This window comes from Diaphorobacter sp. ED-3 (assembly GCF_027625375.1).
Taxonomy (GTDB): domain Bacteria; phylum Pseudomonadota; class Gammaproteobacteria; order Burkholderiales; family Burkholderiaceae_C; genus Diaphorobacter; species Diaphorobacter nitroreducens.
On the sequence record NZ_CP115182.1, the window covers coordinates 1 to 16,446 of the forward strand.

At 68.7% G+C, this 16,446-nt stretch carries 16 protein-coding genes; 13 read left to right on the forward strand and 3 right to left on the reverse strand.

The features are described from left to right. The 3 genes from dnaA to gyrB all read left to right on the forward strand — a co-directional run bounded on the left by dnaA (position 1) and on the right by gyrB (position 5,397). Positions 1 to 1,422: a chromosomal replication initiator protein DnaA gene (dnaA, locus tag PCQ86_RS00005; protein WP_011807219.1), complete on the forward strand. Its 1,422-nt coding sequence runs from the start codon at positions 1 to 3 to the stop codon at positions 1,420 to 1,422. A 144-nt stretch (positions 1,423 to 1,566) separates the two neighbouring features. Beyond that, complete coding sequence (gene dnaN, locus PCQ86_RS00010) at positions 1,567 to 2,673, forward strand: DNA polymerase III subunit beta (RefSeq protein WP_011807220.1); 1,107 nt, start codon at positions 1,567 to 1,569, stop codon at positions 2,671 to 2,673. 117 nt (positions 2,674 to 2,790) lie between these two features. Next, positions 2,791 to 5,397, forward strand: coding sequence for a DNA topoisomerase (ATP-hydrolyzing) subunit B (gene gyrB, locus PCQ86_RS00015; RefSeq protein ID WP_270174574.1), 2,607 nt, complete (start codon positions 2,791 to 2,793; stop codon positions 5,395 to 5,397). 154 nt (positions 5,398 to 5,551) lie between these two features. Here gyrB and PCQ86_RS00020 read toward each other — a convergent pair whose 3' ends face one another. After that, positions 5,552 to 5,785, reverse strand: a complete 234-nt coding sequence (locus PCQ86_RS00020) for a hypothetical protein (protein WP_047349214.1) — start codon at positions 5,783 to 5,785, stop codon at positions 5,552 to 5,554. Between the two features lie 169 nt (positions 5,786 to 5,954). Between PCQ86_RS00020 and PCQ86_RS00025 the strand changes: the two genes are divergently transcribed. The 4 genes from PCQ86_RS00025 to PCQ86_RS00040 all read left to right on the forward strand — a co-directional run bounded on the left by PCQ86_RS00025 (position 5,955) and on the right by PCQ86_RS00040 (position 8,206). Continuing rightward, positions 5,955 to 6,476, forward strand: a complete 522-nt coding sequence (locus PCQ86_RS00025) for a GNAT family N-acetyltransferase (RefSeq protein ID WP_011807223.1) — start codon at positions 5,955 to 5,957, stop codon at positions 6,474 to 6,476. After that, entirely contained in the window at positions 6,473 to 6,886 is a 414-nt protein-coding gene (locus PCQ86_RS00030) for a YkgJ family cysteine cluster protein (RefSeq protein ID WP_011807224.1), read from the forward strand. Before PCQ86_RS00025 ends, PCQ86_RS00030 begins: the two co-directional genes overlap by 4 nt. Positions 6,887 to 6,992: 106 nt before the next feature. Continuing rightward, positions 6,993 to 7,430 (forward strand): OsmC family protein, encoded by a 438-nt coding sequence (locus tag PCQ86_RS00035; protein ID WP_011807225.1) that lies wholly within the window; start codon positions 6,993 to 6,995, stop codon positions 7,428 to 7,430. Positions 7,431 to 7,441: 11 nt separating this feature from the next. Further along, complete coding sequence (locus PCQ86_RS00040) at positions 7,442 to 8,206, forward strand: DUF72 domain-containing protein (protein WP_270174575.1); 765 nt, start codon at positions 7,442 to 7,444, stop codon at positions 8,204 to 8,206. An 86-nt stretch (positions 8,207 to 8,292) separates the two neighbouring features. Here PCQ86_RS00040 and PCQ86_RS00045 read toward each other — a convergent pair whose 3' ends face one another. After that, the gene (locus tag PCQ86_RS00045) at positions 8,293 to 8,586 is read right to left on the reverse strand and encodes an acylphosphatase (protein WP_270174576.1); all 294 of its coding nucleotides are present in this window, start codon (positions 8,584 to 8,586) and stop codon (positions 8,293 to 8,295) included. A gap of 40 nt (positions 8,587 to 8,626) precedes the next feature. On the opposite strand from PCQ86_RS00045, the gene PCQ86_RS00050 reads away from it, so the two are divergent. The 3 genes from PCQ86_RS00050 to PCQ86_RS00060 all read left to right on the forward strand — a co-directional run bounded on the left by PCQ86_RS00050 (position 8,627) and on the right by PCQ86_RS00060 (position 12,289). Continuing rightward, entirely contained in the window at positions 8,627 to 8,860 is a 234-nt protein-coding gene (locus PCQ86_RS00050) for an ATP-binding protein (RefSeq protein WP_011807228.1), read from the forward strand. A 61-nt stretch (positions 8,861 to 8,921) separates the two neighbouring features. Beyond that, positions 8,922 to 10,517 carry a gamma-glutamyltransferase family protein gene (locus PCQ86_RS00055; RefSeq protein ID WP_270174577.1) on the forward strand — a complete coding sequence of 532 codons (1,596 nt, stop codon included), beginning with the start codon at positions 8,922 to 8,924 and terminating at the stop codon, positions 10,515 to 10,517. Between the two features lie 353 nt (positions 10,518 to 10,870). Further along, positions 10,871 to 12,289, forward strand: coding sequence for a homoserine dehydrogenase (locus PCQ86_RS00060; RefSeq protein ID WP_270174578.1), 1,419 nt, complete (start codon positions 10,871 to 10,873; stop codon positions 12,287 to 12,289). A 52-nt stretch (positions 12,290 to 12,341) separates the two neighbouring features. Here the strand turns inward: PCQ86_RS00060 and PCQ86_RS00065 are convergent, their stop codons facing one another. Then, positions 12,342 to 12,650 (reverse strand): hypothetical protein, encoded by a 309-nt coding sequence (locus tag PCQ86_RS00065; RefSeq protein WP_270174579.1) that lies wholly within the window; start codon positions 12,648 to 12,650, stop codon positions 12,342 to 12,344. 247 nt (positions 12,651 to 12,897) lie between these two features. Here PCQ86_RS00065 and dinG point away from each other — a divergent pair, with 247 nt between their 5' ends. From dinG to PCQ86_RS00080, 3 genes are all read left to right on the forward strand, one after another. Next, the gene (dinG, locus tag PCQ86_RS00070; protein WP_270174580.1) at positions 12,898 to 15,087 is read left to right on the forward strand and encodes an ATP-dependent DNA helicase DinG; all 2,190 of its coding nucleotides are present in this window, start codon (positions 12,898 to 12,900) and stop codon (positions 15,085 to 15,087) included. A gap of 184 nt (positions 15,088 to 15,271) precedes the next feature. Continuing rightward, positions 15,272 to 15,469 (forward strand): hypothetical protein, encoded by a 198-nt coding sequence (locus PCQ86_RS00075; RefSeq protein ID WP_011807233.1) that lies wholly within the window; start codon positions 15,272 to 15,274, stop codon positions 15,467 to 15,469. A gap of 145 nt (positions 15,470 to 15,614) precedes the next feature. After that, positions 15,615 to 16,271 (forward strand): 3'-5' exonuclease, encoded by a 657-nt coding sequence (locus tag PCQ86_RS00080; RefSeq protein ID WP_088888002.1) that lies wholly within the window; start codon positions 15,615 to 15,617, stop codon positions 16,269 to 16,271. Positions 16,272 to 16,446: the final 175 nt, after the last annotated feature.

A 16,446-nucleotide genomic window follows, 5' to 3' on the forward strand; every position in this document is an offset into this window, starting at 1 on the left:
ATGAACGAGGGACTTCACTCCTCCAGCCACGACAGCGACGGCGCCAGCGCCGGCCAGGGTCTGTGGCAGGCCTGCGCCGAACAGCTGGCGCAGGACCTCCCGGAACAGCAGTTCAACACCTGGATCAAGCCGCTGGTGGCCCAGGTCGCCCCCGATTTTTCCAAGGTCACCCTGCTGGTGGCCAACCGCTTCAAGCTCGACTGGATCCGCGCACAGTATGCCGGCCGCATCTCGGCCCTGCTGGAAGGTCTGTACGGCCAACCGGTCACACTGGAGTTAGCGCTTGCTCAGCGGGAATCCGTTGTCAGGACTTACGTCCGTCCCACGGCGCCAGACACCCCCGCCACCGGCGATGCACCGTCCGCCCACCCCACGGCCGACGAGGCGCCTGCCGGCGCCTTCCGCACGCGCCTGAACCCGGCGTTGACCTTCGAGACGTTGGTGGAGGGCACGGCCAACCGCATGGCGCGCTCGGCGGCGATGCACGTGGCCGGCTCGCCCGGCCACCTGTACAACCCGCTGTTCATCTATGGCGGCGTGGGCTTGGGCAAGACCCACCTGGTGCATGCCGTGGGCAACAAGCTGCTGCAGGACCGTCCCGACGCCAAGGTTCTCTACATCCATGCGGAGCAGTTCGTCTCGGATGTGGTCAAGTCATACCAGCGCCGTACCTTCGACGACTTCAAGGAGCGCTACCACTCGCTCGATCTGCTGTTGATCGACGACGTGCAATTCTTTGCCAACAAGGACCGCACGCAGGAAGAATTTTTCAACGCCTTCGAGGCGCTGCTGGCCAAGAAGAGCCACATCGTGATGACGTCGGACACCTATCCCAAGGGTCTGGCCAACATCCACGAGCGGCTGGTCTCGCGCTTCGACTCTGGGCTGACGGTGGCGATCGAGCCGCCCGAGCTGGAAATGCGCGTGGCCATCCTGATCAACAAGGCGCGCGCTGAAGGGTCGGAGATGCCCGAAGAGGTGGCCTTCTTCGTGGCCAAGAATGTGCGCTCCAACGTGCGTGAACTCGAAGGCGCGCTGCGCAAGATCCTGGCCTACAGCCGCTTCAACCAGAAGGAAGTTTCCATCCAACTCGCGCGCGAGGCGCTGCGCGACCTGCTGTCGATCCAAAACCGGCAGATCTCGGTGGAAAACATCCAGAAGACCGTGGCCGACTATTACAAGATCAAGGTCGCGGACATGTACAGCAAGAAGCGCCCGGCCAGCATCGCCCGCCCGCGGCAGATCGCCATGTACCTGGCCAAGGAGCTCACGCAAAAGAGCCTGCCCGAGATCGGCGAGCTGTTCGGCGGGCGCGACCACACCACGGTGCTGCACGCGGTGCGAAAGATTGGCGCCGAACGCCAGCAGCTCACCGAACTCAACCAGCAGCTGCACGTGCTCGAGCAGACGCTGAAGGGTTGACGCACCCCATGGAGCGAAAAGGACCGCCCCCCGCAAAAGCACGCCCGTTCGCGGGCAAAATGGCGCGTTGGACGGCCCGGGAGGGGGCACTGCCCATGCCGCCGTCTGCGCACCTATCCCCAAAAACCACCAAAGGTTGACGACATGATTGTCCTGAAGGCCACACAAGACAAGGTTCTCGCCGTTCTGCAATCGGTTGCCGGCATCGTCGAGCGCCGCCACACGCTGCCCATCCTGGCCAACGTGCTGCTGCGCAAGACGGGCAATGCCATCCAGCTCACCACCAGCGACCTGGAGATCCAGATCCGCACCACGGCCGAGCTGGGCGGCGACACGGGCGACTTCACCACCACGGTGGGTGCACGCAAGCTCATCGACATCCTGAAGACCATGCCCTCCGACCAGACGGTGAGCCTGGAGTCCAACCAGTCCAAGCTGATCCTGAAGGGCGGCAAGAGCCGCTTCACACTGCAGACGCTGCCGGCCGAGGACTTCCCGCTGGTGCAGGAGGCCGCCAGCTTCGGCCCCGCCTTCAGCGTGCCGCAGAAGGTCCTGAAGAGCCTGCTGGGGCAGGTGTCGTTCGCCATGGCAGTGCAGGACATCCGCTACTACCTGAACGGCATCCTGTTCGTGGCCGAGGGCACGACGCTCTCGCTGGTCGCCACCGACGGCCACCGCCTGGCGTTCGCCAGCGCGCAGCTGGACGTGGAAGTGCCCAAGCAGGAGGTCATCTTGCCGCGCAAGACCGTGCTGGAGCTGCAGCGTCTGCTGTCGGATGCCGACGGCGCCATCGAGATGCAGTTCGCCAACAACCAGGCCAAGTTCAGCTTCGGCGGCATGGAGTTCGTCACCAAGCTGGTGGAGGGCAAGTTCCCCGACTACAACCGCGTGATTCCCAAGAACCACCACAACAGCGTGACCCTGGGCCGCGCCCCGCTGCTGGCCAGCCTGCAGCGCACGGCTATCATGACCAGCGACAAGTTCAAGGGCGTGCGCCTGAACATTGAACCCGGCCTGCTGCGTGTGGCGTCGAACAACGCCGAGCAGGAAGAGGCGGTGGACGAGTTGGACATCGACTACGGCGGCGACGCCATCGAGATCGGCTTCAACGTCAGCTACCTCATCGACGCCCTGGCCAACATGGGCCAGGACATGGTGAAGGTCGACCTGGCCGACGGCAACAGCTCCGCGTTGATGACCATCCCCGACAACGAGCATTTCAAGTACGTCGTGATGCCCATGCGCATCTGACATACTATTATTTTGATAGCTGTTAGCGCTTGATGGATGGGCGCTAGCGGCACATTTGATTCCTATAAGGCCGCCGGCACGCCGTGCCGGTGCGCCTGGACCGAAGGCAGCCCTTTCATGACCGCAGAGCAATCGCAGCCCGCCCCCGAACAGCCCATTTCCGCCCCGGCCGAGCAGCCCGTCGCATCGGTCGCCGGCAGCGACGGCTACGGCGAGGGCGCCATCCAGATCCTGGAGGGCCTGGAGGCCGTGCGCAAGCGCCCGGGCATGTACATCGGCGATACGTCCGACGGCACCGGACTGCACCACCTGGTCTTCGAGGTGGTGGACAACTCCATCGACGAGGCCCTGGCCGGCCACTGCGACGACATCGTCGTCACCATCCACACCGACAACTCCATCAGCGTGGTGGACAACGGCCGCGGCATTCCCACCGGCGTGAAGATGGACGACAAGCACGAGCCCAAGCGCTCGGCCGCCGAGATCGCGCTGACCGAACTGCACGCCGGTGGCAAGTTCAACCAGAACAGCTACAAGGTCTCGGGCGGCCTGCACGGCGTGGGCGTGTCCTGCGTGAACGCGCTGTCCAAGAAGCTGCGCCTGACCGTGCGCCGCGACGGGCAGACACACCAGCTTGAATTCGCCCAGGGCGTGGTGCAGAACCGCCTCATCGAGGTCGTGGACGGGGTCGAGGTCTCGCCCATGAAGGTCATCGGCCCCACGGAAAAGCGCGGCACCGAGGTGCGCTTTCTGCCCGACACCGAGATCTTCAAGGAAAACAACGACTTCCACTACGAGATCCTCGCCAAGCGCCTGCGCGAGCTCTCGTTCCTGAACAACGGCGTGCGCATCCGCCTCATCGACGAGCGCACCGGCAAGGAAGACGACTTCTCCGGCGCCGGCGGCGTCAAGGGCTTCGTCGAGTTCATCAACGGCACCAAGAAGGTGCTGCATCCCACGGCCTTCCACGCCACGGGCTCGCGCCCGGCCGAGACCTACGGCGGCATCCCCGGCACCGAGATTGGCGTTGAAGTGGCCATGCAGTGGAACGACGGCTACAACGAGCAAGTCCTCTGTTTCACCAACAACATCCCGCAGCGTGATGGCGGCACGCACCTGACCGGCCTGCGCGCGGCGATGACGCGCGTGATCGGCAAGTACATCGAGCAGAACGAGCTGGCCAAGAAGGCCAAGGTCGAGGTCAGCGGCGACGACATGCGCGAAGGCCTGTGCTGCGTCCTGAGCGTGAAGGTGCCCGAACCCAAGTTCAGCAGCCAGACCAAGGACAAGCTGGTCAGCTCCGAAGTGCGCGCGCCGGTCGAGGACATCGTCGCCAAGGCGCTCACCGACTATCTGGAAGAAAAACCGAACGACGCGAAGATCCTCTGCGGCAAGATCGTCGAGGCCGCCCGCGCCCGCGAGGCCGCGCGCAAGGCACGCGAGATGACACGCCGCAAAGGCGTGCTGGACGGCATGGGCCTGCCCGGCAAGCTGGCCGACTGCCAGGAAAAAGACCCGGCGCTGTGCGAGATCTACATCGTCGAGGGCGACTCCGCCGGCGGCTCCGCCAAGCAGGGGCGCGACCGCAAGTTCCAGGCCATCCTGCCGCTGCGCGGCAAGATCCTGAACGTGGAGAAGGCGCGCTACGAGAAGCTGCTGTCCAGCAACGAAATCGTCACCCTCATCACCGCCCTGGGCACCGGCATCGGCAAGGCCGCCGTGGAATCGGGCAAGAGCGGCGCTGACGACTTCGACGTCGCCAAGCTGCGCTACCACCGCATCATCATCATGACCGACGCCGACGTGGACGGCGCCCACATCCGCACGCTGCTGCTGACCTTCTTCTACCGCCAGATGCCCGAGCTGGTGGAGCGCGGCCACATCTACATCGCCCAGCCGCCGCTGTACAAGGTGAAGAACGGCAAGGAAGAGCTGTACCTGAAAGACGCCGCGGCGCTGGACACCTTCCTGCTGCGCGTGGCGCTGAACCACGCCAGCATCACCACCGGCGGCAACCAGCCCCGCACGCTGGCCGGCGACGAACTGGCCCAGCTGGCGCGCACGCACCAGTATGCCGAGCAGGTGATCGCGCGCCTGTCCGCCTTCATGGATGCCGAGGCGCTGCGCGCCGTGGCCGACGGCGTGGTCTTCAACCTGGACACCCTGCAGGACGCCGAGGCCAGCGCCGTGCAGCTGCAGGCCAAGCTGCGCGAGCTCAACACCAACGGCGTGCCCGCCGATGTGGCGGGCGAGATCGACCCGCGCACCGACAAGCCCATCCTGCGCATCAGCCGCCACCACCATGGCAACATCAAGAGCAGCCTGATCACGCAGGACTTCGTGGCCGGCGACGACTACGCCGCCCTGGCCCAGGCCGCCGAGAGCTTCCGCGGGCTGATCCAGGAAGGCGCCAAGGTCACGCGTGGCGAGGGCGAGAAGGCCAAGGAGGAAAAGGTGGGCGACTTCCGCCAGGCCATGGCCTGGCTGATCAGCGAAGCCGAGCGCACCACCAGCCGCCAGCGCTACAAGGGCCTGGGCGAGATGAACCCCGAGCAGCTGTGGGAAACCACCATGGACCCCGAGGTGCGCCGCCTGCTGCGCGTGCAGATCGACGACGCCATCGAGGCCGATCGCGTGTTCACCATGCTCATGGGCGACGAGGTCGAGCCGCGGCGCGACTTCATCGAGACCAATGCGCTGCGCGCGGGCAACATCGACGTCTGATCGTTGCTGTAAAGGGCCCATCCCCCGACGATTGGGGCGCCGTCAGTGAGAAAAAGCCATGGACCAACATCCATGGCTTTTTCATCGCTGGAGACAAAACGTTTTTATCGATCACCCCGCAAGGCAATCCCGGCTGCCGTGCCAGTCGTTGCCGTCACGGAAGGCGCAAGTCCATACCGAGCATCCTGGAAAGGCCGAAGGTGAAGAGCAACACCGCCAGCAGCGCCAGCATGAAAACGGCAACGACCTTGCCGCTCGTGCGCAGCAGCGCGCGCCTGTCCGTTCCTTTGTTCCCCTGGTCGTAATGCCATTTGATGGCAAAGAACATGCACGTGCCGAAGACGAGCACCTTGAACGTGATGAAGACTACAGGGACCCAATCGATCATTTTTTGAGGAATTTCAGCGCTTGAGTTGTTATTGTCTACCGTGAAGAACACCACCGCTGCATAGCAGGTCATGGCTATCAAAAAGCAACCGGCAGCAATGCATCGGTTGCAGCCCTTCACACCATTGCGTTTTTAATGAACTTCTGCTGCACCAAAGCCGTTGGCAGTTATGACCGTCTTGACCATCCGCCCCGCCACCATTGACGACACCGATCTGATCTTGCACTTCGTGCGGGAACTGGCGATCTATGAAAAAGCGGAGCATGAGGCGCTGGCCACGCCCGCGCACGTGCACCGCACGCTGTTCTGCGCCAACCCCAAGGTGCACGGCCTGATCTGCGAGGCCGGCGGCACCGCCGTGGGCTTCGCGGTGTACTTCTTCAACTACTCCACCTGGCAGGGCCGCCACGGCCTGTACCTGGAAGACCTGTACGTCTCGCCAGAGCACCGCGGCAAGGGCGCAGGCATGGCGCTGCTGCGGCAACTGGCCCGCATCGCCGTGGACCACGACTGCGGGCGCTTCGAGTGGAGCGTGCTGGACTGGAACACACCCTCCATCGCGCTGTACGACAGCCTGGGCGCGCGCCCGCAGAGCGAATGGATCCGCTACCGCCTCACGGGCGACGAGCTGCACGCGCTGGCGGCGCAGGCCCGGCCGCTGGCCCCGCAGCCCTGCACGCCCGCGCCATGAGATCCCCCATCGCCATCGTCGACGTCGATCGCGTCGACACTTGGACCCGCTACCGCGCGGGCCTGTGCGAGAGCTGCGCGGCCAACTGCTGCACCATGCCGCTGGAGGTGCACCTGTCCGACCTGGTGCGCCTGGGCCTGGTGGACGCGTTCGAGGCCGAGCATGAAGAGCCCCGCCACATCGCCAAACGGCTGCAGAAGGCGCGGCTGATCGACCACTTCAACCACAAGAACACCCTCTTCACCCTGGCGCGGCGCGCCAATGGCGACTGCCAGTTCCTGGACGCCGCCACGCGCCTGTGCACCGTGTACGAGCAGCGGCCCGAGACCTGCCGCCTGCACCCGCAGAAGAAAAGCCCCAAGCCCGGCTACTGCGCCTACGGCGCGCGCGAGCGGCAGCGCCGCGGCTGACCACCACGCTGTAGGACGCGGCCCACGCCGCAAGCCAGCGGCCGCCCACCTGCGCCGCGCGCGCGGCGTGGTGTGATGGGCGTCTTTGCACACTGTGGAGGTTCCCATGTCCGAGAAGAAGGCCAGCGTTCACTGGGAAGGCGGCGGCAAGGCCGGCCAGGGCCAGATCAGCACCGAGACCGAAGCGCTGCAGAAGTACCCCTATGGCTTTGCCAGCCGCTTTGGCGACGACCGCAAGGGCACCAATCCCGAGGAAATCCTGGGCGCGGCGCATGCGGCCTGCTTCACGATGGCCTTCTCGTTCGCGGCGGACAAGGCCGGCTTCGCCACCGAGCGCGTCGACACCACGGCCAGCGTGCGTCTGACCCAGCAGGGCGAGGGTTTTCTCATCGACCGCATCGCGCTCACGCTGAAGGCCAAGGTGCCGGGTATGGACGAGGCCACCTTCCAGAAGCTGGCCGCCGACGCCAAGGCCAACTGCCCCTTGTCCAAGGCGCTGGCCGCTGTGCCGGAGATCACGCTCAGCGCCACGCTGGTGCAGTGACCGGCGCTGCCGTGGACACCGCCACCGGCCGCCCGCACATCCGCGTCGGCATCGGCGGCTGGACCTTCGCGCCCTGGCGCGGCAGTTTCTACCCGCCGGGCCTGGCGCAGGCCAAGGAACTGCATTACGCCAGCCGCCAGCTCACGGCCATCGAGGTCAACGGCACGTTCTACAGCACCTTCCAGCCCGCCACCTTCGCCAAGTGGCACGACGAAACGCCCGACGGCTTCATGTTCTCGCTCAAGGCCCACCGGCTGGTGACGCACCGGCGGGTGCTGGCCACGGCGGGTGATGCGATCGCACGCTTCGTGGGCAGCGGCATTGCGCAGTTGCAGGGCAAGCTCGGCCCCATCGTCTGGCAGTTCATGCCCAGCAAGCGGTTCGAGGAAGCGGACTTCGAGGCCTTCCTGGCGCTGCTGCCGCGCGAAGTGGATGGGCGCCGCCTGCGCCATGCGCTGGACGTGCGGCACGAGAGCTTTGCCACGCCGGCCTTCATCGCCCTGGCACGCCGCTACGGCTGCGTGCCGGTGTGCACGGACTCCGAGAAATTCCCCGCCATGGCCGACCCCGAGGCCGACTTTGCCTACCTGCGGCTGATGCGCAGCCAAGCCGACATCCCCACCGGCTACACGCCCGAGGCCATCGCGCAATGGGCCTCCGGTGTGCGCACCTGGACCGGCGGCGAGCGGCCGCGCGACGTATTCGTGTATTTCATCAACGGCGCCAAGGAGCGGGCACCGGCCGGCGCGCTGGAATTGCTGCGGCAGCTCGCCTGACGCCCAGCCGGAACGGCCGCTGCCGGCAAGCTCCCGTTTTCATAGCTGCCAGCGCTTGCTGGATAAGCGCTATAGGCCGATTTGGCTTAAACCGTCTCGCGCTGCTCAAACCCTTGGGCGTCGCAGGCGGGCGCCTCTCCCACCTCCACACGCTCCACCCGCGCGGCAGGCGGACCCTCGTGGGCCCAGTCGATCAACGCCTGCACGGCCGGCGCGGCGCCGCTGGCCAGCGCTTCCACGGTGCCGTCCTGGCGGTTGCGCACCCAGCCCTGCACGCCCAGGCGGCGCGCGGCTTCGGTCATGGATTTGCGGTAATACACGCCCTGCACCAGGCCGTGGATGCGCAGGTGGCGGGTGATGGAAACAGCGGATTCAGCCATAAGCCCCGCACTGTAGCGCCCGCCGTGGCATGCTGCGCCGATGACCGCCCCGCGCAAGGCCCTGCCCGCGATCGACCCGCAGCGCTGCACCGGCTGCGGCTGGTGCGTGGGCGTGTGCCCGCCGCATGTGCTGTCGCTGCAGGTGCAGGGACCGGAGCGCTTCGGCCCCAAACGCTCGGTGCTGCATGACGCGCCGGGCTGCACCGGCTGCGCGCTGTGTGCACTGCGCTGCCCGTTCGATGCGATCCGCATGGTGCGCAATTCCACGCAGTAGGGCGGCGCCTTCACGGCGGCACAATCGACCCGGCATTCCTTTCCCTTCCAGATCGGCCTCCATGACTTGGCAACTCCCCTACCCCTCCGGCCGCCAGCCCGTGCTGGCGCGCAACGTGGTCTCCACCTCCCAGCCGCTGGCCGCGCAGGCCGGCGCGGCGGCGTTTGCGCGCGGCGGCAATGCGATCGACGCGGCCCTGGCCGCGGCCATCACGCTCACGGTGGTGGAGCCGGTGATGAACGGGATTGGCGGCGACGCCTTCGCGCTGGTGTGGGACGGCGCCGCGCTGCACGGCCTGAACGCCTCGGGCCGCGCGCCGCGCGCCTGGACGGCCGAGCGCTTTGCCCACCTGCCGCAGATGCCGCGCATCGGCTGGGACACGGTGACCACGCCCGGCGGCGTGGCGGGCTGGGTGGCACTGTCCGAGCGCTTTGGCGCCCTGCCCTTCGAAGACCTGTTCACCGACGCCATCCGCCACGCGCGCGACGGCTTTCCCGTCAGCCCGGTGATCGCGCGCCAGTGGGCGCAAGCGGCCATCGACCTCAAGGGCCAGCCGGGCTTCGAGGCCTTTACGCCCGGCGGGCGCGCGCCGCAGGCGGGCGAGATCTGGCGCTTTGCCGACCAGGCGGACACGCTGGCGGACATCGCACGCACGCGCGGCGCGTCGTTCTACCGCGGCCGGCTGGCGCAGGCCATGGCCGACTACGCGCGCCAGCACGGCGCCGGCCTGGCGCTGGAGGACCTGGCCGCGCACGCCGTGGAATGGGTGCAGCCCATCAGCGTGCCCTTTGGCGACCGCACGGTGCATGAGATCCCGCCCAACGGCCAGGGCATCGCCGCGCTGATGGCGCTGGGCCTGCTGGAGCATCTGCCCTACCGCAGCACCGCAGCGGGCTCGGCCGCGCGCATGCACCTGGAGATCGAGGCCATGCGCGTGGCCTTTGCCGACCTGTACGCCCACGTGGCCGACCCGGACCACATGCGCCTCACACCCGCGCAGCTGCTGGACCCGGCCTACCTGCGCCAGCGCGCCGCGCTCATCGACCCGCAGCGCGCCGGCCAGTACCCCGCCGGCCAGCCCGGCAGCGGCGGCACGGTGTACCTGTGCACGGCCGACAGCGAGGGGCGCATGGTGTCGTTCATCCAGTCCAACTTCAAGGGCTTCGGCTCGGGCGTGGTGGTGCCGGGCACGGGCATCGCGCTGCACAACCGCGGCATGGGCTTCGTCACCACGCCGGGCCACCCCAACCAGGTGGCAGGCGGCAAGCGGCCCATGCACAGCATCATCCCGGCCTTCGTCACGCGCGGCGGACAGCCCCACATGGCCTTTGGCGTGATGGGCGGCAACATGCAGGCCCAGGGCCATGTGCAGATGGTGCTGCGCGAGGCCGTGGAGGGCCTGAACCCCCAGGCCTGCTCCGACGCGCCGCGCTGGCGCATCAACGACGCGGGCGCGCTGACGCTGGAGCACACCGTGCCCGCCGACGTGGTCGACGGCCTGCGCGCCCTGGGCCACGACCCGCAGGTGGCCGCGCCCGGCAGCCTGGAATTCGGCAGCGCGCAGATCATCCGCCGGCTGGAGGCCACGCCCGGCACCGGCTTCGCCTACGCCGCGGGCTCCGACCACCGGCGCGACGGCCAGGCCGTGGGCTGCTGATTCTCATCCCGAGGCATTCAAACCAAAACCGCCTCTAGCGCTTGTCCATCAAGCGCTAGCAGCTATCAAAACAAGAGTAAAGCACGCTGCACCGTCACCTGCGCTACACTGCACGCATGCTGTTCACACTGCTTTGCTCTGACCCACGCACCCCCGCCACCGGCGCGGCGCGGGCCTGCGCATCGGGCGTGAACGCACGAATGATTACCACCATGACCACCGCGGCGACCTAGCGCACGCGCAGGGTGGCCGCACCGGCGGCCCCCTGGTGTCTTCTTCCCCCTCCGAACGAAACCCAGCCCCGGCCGCTGGGTTTTTTTGTGGGCTTTTGCAGCCCGTGTTTGGAGAAAGACATGTTCGTAGAACCCCAGCTCAGCCCCTCGCCCGAGGTGCACGCCAGTGCGCGCCGCGCCCCGGCCCCGCCCCCTGCCCTGCGCGTGGGCATGATCGGCACCGGCACCGTGGGCAGCGGCGTGTGGCGGGTGCTGCGGCGCAACCGGGACCTCATCAACGCACGCGCCGGGCGCGCCATCGAGATCGTCGCGGTCGCCGCGCGCAACACCGCGCGTGCCGCTGCGGCGCTGGACGGCGCGCCCGGCGTGCGCCTGCTGACCGACCCGCTGCAACTGGCCACCGACCCCGGCGTGGACGTGGTGCTGGAGCTGGCCGGCGGCACGGGCGCCGCACGCGACTGGGTGCAGGCCGCGCTGGCGCATGGCAAGCATGTGGTGACCGCCAACAAGGCCCTGCTGGCCACGCATGGCGAGGCGCTGGCGCAGACTGCCGCGCGCCACGGCCGGGTGCTGGCCTATGAAGCGGCCGTGGCCGGCAGCGTGCCCGTGATCAAGGCGCTGCGCGAAGGGCTGGCGGCCAACCGCATCACCGCGCTGGCAGGCGTGCTCAACGGCACCAGCAACTACATCCTCACGCGCATGCAGGCGGCGGGCCTCGGCTTTGCCGCCGCGCTCACCGAAGCCCAGGCACTGGGCTATGCCGAGGCCGATCCGGCCTTCGACGTGGACGGCACCGACGCCGCGCACAAGCTGGCGCTGCTGGCCGCCAACGCGTTCGGCATGCCGGTGCGGCTGGACGCCGTGCATGTCGAGGGCATCCGCGACCTGCAGCGGGGCGACGTGGCCGCCGCCGCGCATCTGGGCTACGCCGTCAAGCTGCTGGCCGTGGCCGAGCAGCAGGAGTGCGAGGGCCGCGTGGCCATCCAGCTGCGCGTGCACCCGGCCCTGGTGCCCGCGCGGCACCCGCTGGCGCTGCTGGACGGCGCGACCAACGGGCTGCTGGTGCATAGCGACGCGGCCGGCAGCGCCTTTTTCAGCGGCGCGGGCGCCGGCGGCGAACCCACGGCGAGCGCCGTGCTGGCGGACCTGATCGACCTGGCGCGCCTGCCGGCTGTTTCTTCCCCGGCACCCACGGGCCCTGGCGTGCCCACACTGGGCACCCACCGCCGCGCGGGCGACGCCCCCGCCGTACTGCCGATGGCCCCAGTGAAGACGCCGCACCTGCTGCGCCTGCTGCCCGGTGCGGCCCTGTGCGAAACGGCAGTGCTACGGGCGCTGGCGCGCGACGGCGTCACGGTGCGGCGCCGCACGTGGGCGGCACCCGTCACCCCGGGCGGAGCGCCCGAGTTGCTGCTGCTCACCGCGCCGACGCCCGATGCGCTGGCCGCACAGGCCACGGCGCATTTGCAGGCGTACACGGGTGCGCAGGTGCGGCGGCTGCGCGTGGAGCTGTGCAGCGCTCCCACGGATGAACAATAAAAACAGGTTCTAGCGCTTTACCATCAAGCGCTGACAGCTACGTTTTTAATAGTTATTCCGAGTCCTTGAGCTTGCGATAGGTGCGGTCGGCGGGCGGCCCACGGTCGGTGTCTTGCAGGCCGCGTTCCACGTCGCGGTGGGCCTGCTCGACCTCGGGATGGCGCTCGCCGCCGGTCATGGTGACGGACTGGTCCCGCTCGTGCGGCAGCTTGGGCGCGGCGGGGGTGCAGGCGGCGTGTTCCTGCTGGGGCGGGGTCTGCAGGTCCACGCCCTGTTCGTGGACATCGGTGTGCTCGCCCGGCGACGGCGGCGCGGCGCCCGGGGCATTGGAAGGGGACGGGGTATCGCGATGGGATGGCATGGGGAACCTCTCGTTTGCCTGCAAGGCAGATCGCCCCATGCTAGGCAGACCCCGTCCGGTTCCGCGTAGGCCGGGGGCGGACGACGGCATCAGCGTTGGGCGCACGGGCGACCAGACATTGCCTGGGTGCCCGGCCAGGGGTGTATAGCCGCCCCTGAGCAGTGCCCAGCCTGCTTCGGCTAACATGCCTGGATGCATTTACAGTGGCACGCACTGCAAAGCCGGTCCCGCGCCTGATCTCCCTTCCATGTCTTCCACAGAGTGGGCCGCCCAGGCCCTGCAATCGTTCGAGGCGGTGGTCCAGTCCACGGCCGGCTTTCGCGTGCGCGAGGGCCAGCGGCGCATGGCCGAGCAGGTGGCCCAGACCTTCAGCCAGGCGCAGCTGGGCAAGCTGGAGGACGACGATGCCCTGCCCCAGCGCGCGATTGCCGTGGTGCAGGCCGGCACGGGCGTGGGCAAGTCGCTGGCCTACAGCGTGCCCGCGATCGCGATGGCGCTGGCGCGCGGCACGCGGGTGCTGATCTCCACCGCCACCGTGGCGCTGCAGGAGCAGCTGGTGCACAAGGACCTGCCGGCCCTGGCCGCACGCATGGAGCAACCCTTCCAGTTCGCGCTGGCCAAGGGGCGCGGGCGCTACGTGTGCAAGCTCAAGCTGGAGCGCCTGGCCGGCGGCGGCGCGGCCGGCCCGGGCGGTGACGGCGACCTGCCCGACGACGACCTGTTCGCCGACGAGGAGGCCGAGCAGCGCGGCAAGCGCCCGCGCCACGAGTCCGAGGCGCGCATGAAGTTCTACGCCAGCATGGCCGACGCGCTGGCGACCAGCGAATGGGACGGCGACCGCGACACGCTCGCTACGCCGCCCGAGCCCGAGGCCTGGAGTCCCGTGGCGGCCGAGGCCAGTTCCTGCACCGGCAAGCACTGCCCGGTGTTCAACCAGTGCACCTACTATGAGCGGCGCAAGCAGCTCGTCGCCGCGCAGGTCATCGTGGCCAACCACGACCTGCTGCTGTCGTCCCTGGGCGCGCGTCTGCTGCCCGAGCTGGACAACTGCCTGCTGGTGATCGACGAGGCCCACCACCTGCCCGCCACCGCGCTCGACCAGTTCGCCTGCGAGGCCGACCTCTCGCGCCTGACCTGGATCGACCGCCTGGCCAGCCGCGCGCTGCGCATCGGCCAGCTGGTGGAGGTCGAGGAAATTGCCGACATTCCCAACCACGCCGCGCGCCTGCGCGCCGCGCTGCAGGATGCCGCGCGCCTGGTGATGGACGTGTATGGCGAGCAACTGCGTGCGCCCGTGCCGGGGCGCCGCCAGTTCGCATCCAGCCTGCCCACGCGCGCCCGCGTGGCCGGCGGTGTGCTGCCCGAAGCGTTGGTGGAGCCCTTCAGCCAGGCCGCGCACCACGCCGAGGGCTTCCTGAACGCCCTGCGCGCCATTTCCAAGGCCCTGCGCAGCGAAATGCGCGACAAGCCCGACGAGGCGCGGCGCCTGTCGCAGCTGTATGCGCAGATCGGCGTGCTGGCGCCGCGGCTGGAGGCCGTGCACGCGGGCGCCCAGTTGCTGCTGCAGGACGCGCCCGAGGGCGCGGTGCCGGCCGCCAAGTGGTTCACGCTGGAGGTCGAGGGCGACTTCATCGTCGTGCGCGCGCATGCCAGCCCCGTGCTGCCGGGCAATACGTTGCGCAACCACCTGTGGTCCGCCGTGCGCGGCGCGGTGCTGACCTCGGCCACGCTCACCAGTTGCGGGCAGTTCGACTTCTTCCTGCGCGAATCGGGCCTGTTCGGCGACGAAGCCGTCACCACGCTGGCCGTGCCCAGCCCGTTCGACTACGCGCTGCAGGGCACGCTGGTGGCCACCGAGACCCGCGCCGAGCCGCGCGATGCGCAGGCCTTCACCGCCGAGATGGTGGACGCGCTGCTGTCCGACCTGGCCCTGGTCGAGGCTGGCGCGCTGGTGCTGTTCACCTCGCGCGAGCAGATGCGCCAGGCCGTGGACATGCTGCCCACCGCCATGCGCAGCGCCGTGCTGGTGCAGAACACCCTGCCCCGCCCACAGCTGATGGCCCGCCACCGCGAGCGCGTGGCCGAAGGCCAGCCCTCCATCATCTTCGGCATGCAATCCTTCGGCGAGGGGCTGGACCTGCCCGGCAGGCTGTGCGAATCGCTCTTCATCACCAAGCTGCCCTTCGCCCCGCCCGACGACCCCGTGGGGGAGGCCCGCGCCGAATGGCTGCGCGGCGCCGGTCGCGACCCGTTCAGCGAACTGGTGGTGCCCGCCACCGCCATCCGCCTGGCGCAGTGGGTGGGCCGCGCCATCCGCACCGAGGAAGACCGCGCCCACGTGTATTGCTACGACAAGCGCCTGGTGCGCACCGGCTACGGCCAGCGGCTGCTGCAGGGCTTGCCGCCGTTCACGCTGGCGCGCCGGGCCGCAGGGTGACCGATTGCTCCTATGGATATAGCTGGTGGCGCTTGCTGGATAAGCGCTGGAGCCCGATTGGACCATTAACCCCTTCCCGCATCGCCTGTCGGGCCGCGTCCCACAGGCGGGCAGGCCCATCGCCGACGCCCGCGCTCTGCCGTGCTGCCTAGAGTGGACTGGACCGATCTCTGAAAGGCCCGCCATGAAGCGCACCAACGACAACTCTGGCGCCACCGACAAGGTGGCCAACGACCACAACCAGCAGGGGCACCAGCCCCCCACGGCCCTGAACCAGGCGCGTCGCACGCCCGACAGCCGCAGCGACCGCACGGACCAGGTGGGCAGCGGCAACCAGGCGCAGTCGCGCCGCGGCAGCAAGAACCAGGGCGGCGCGGGCTGAGCCCGGCCTGCGGGGCCCGCGTGGCCCGGCATCCGCACTTTTGGGGGCGGCGGCGCTTCGTGCGTGGCGGCTACGATTACGCACCGGTGCCGGTGGCCCGTGCCTATTGCACGGGGTGCGCGGGGCCGGTTTCCTGCCGTCCCGCATGCCGTCCGCCCCCATCGCCGTCATCGATTTCGAAACCACCGGCATGATGCCTGCCCAGGGTGCACGCGCCACCGAGGTGGCCATCGTGCTCATGGAAGGCGGCCGCGTGGTGGACCGCTACCAGAGCCTGATGCGCACGGGCGTGCGGATTCCGCCCTTCATCACGCAGCTCACCGGCATCACGAATGCCATGGTGGAAGCCGCCCCCGATGCCGCCGCAGTGATGCGCGAGGCCGCGCGCTTTGTGGGCGACGCGCCCATGGTGGCCCACAACGCCGCATTCGACCGCAAGTTCTGGCAGGCCGAATTGCAGTACGCCGGGCTCGCCGCGCCCCATCCGTTCGCCTGCACCGTGCTGCTGTCGCGCCGCGTGTACCCCGATGCGCCCAGCCACAGTCTGGGCCGCCTCACGGACCACCTCGGCCTGCCGCGTGCCGGGCGCGCCCACCGCGCGCTGGCCGATGCGGAAATGGCCGCCGCGCTGCTGGCCTGCATGCAGCGTGACCTGTGCCAACGCTTCGGCCTGGCCTGGCCGGACCACGCGCTGCTGATGCAGTTGCAGCGCTGCGCACGCCCTGCCATCGGCAAGCTGCTGCAGCGCCACCGCCAGGCCGCTCCAGCCGAACAGCCGCCAACGGCATTGCAAATGGGGTAGTTGCCCCCGCCCTTGTTGCGGGCGCTACAGGGCATTTTTCATCCTTCTCCCATTCATACCGCGCGTCGGATTGCGCGCACATCCAGGCGTGACCGGGGCCGACGCCGCGCACCCCGAGCGCACCCTACAGTGCGTTGCATGCCCGTCCCGGCGCGTGCGTGACGCACCGCGCCGC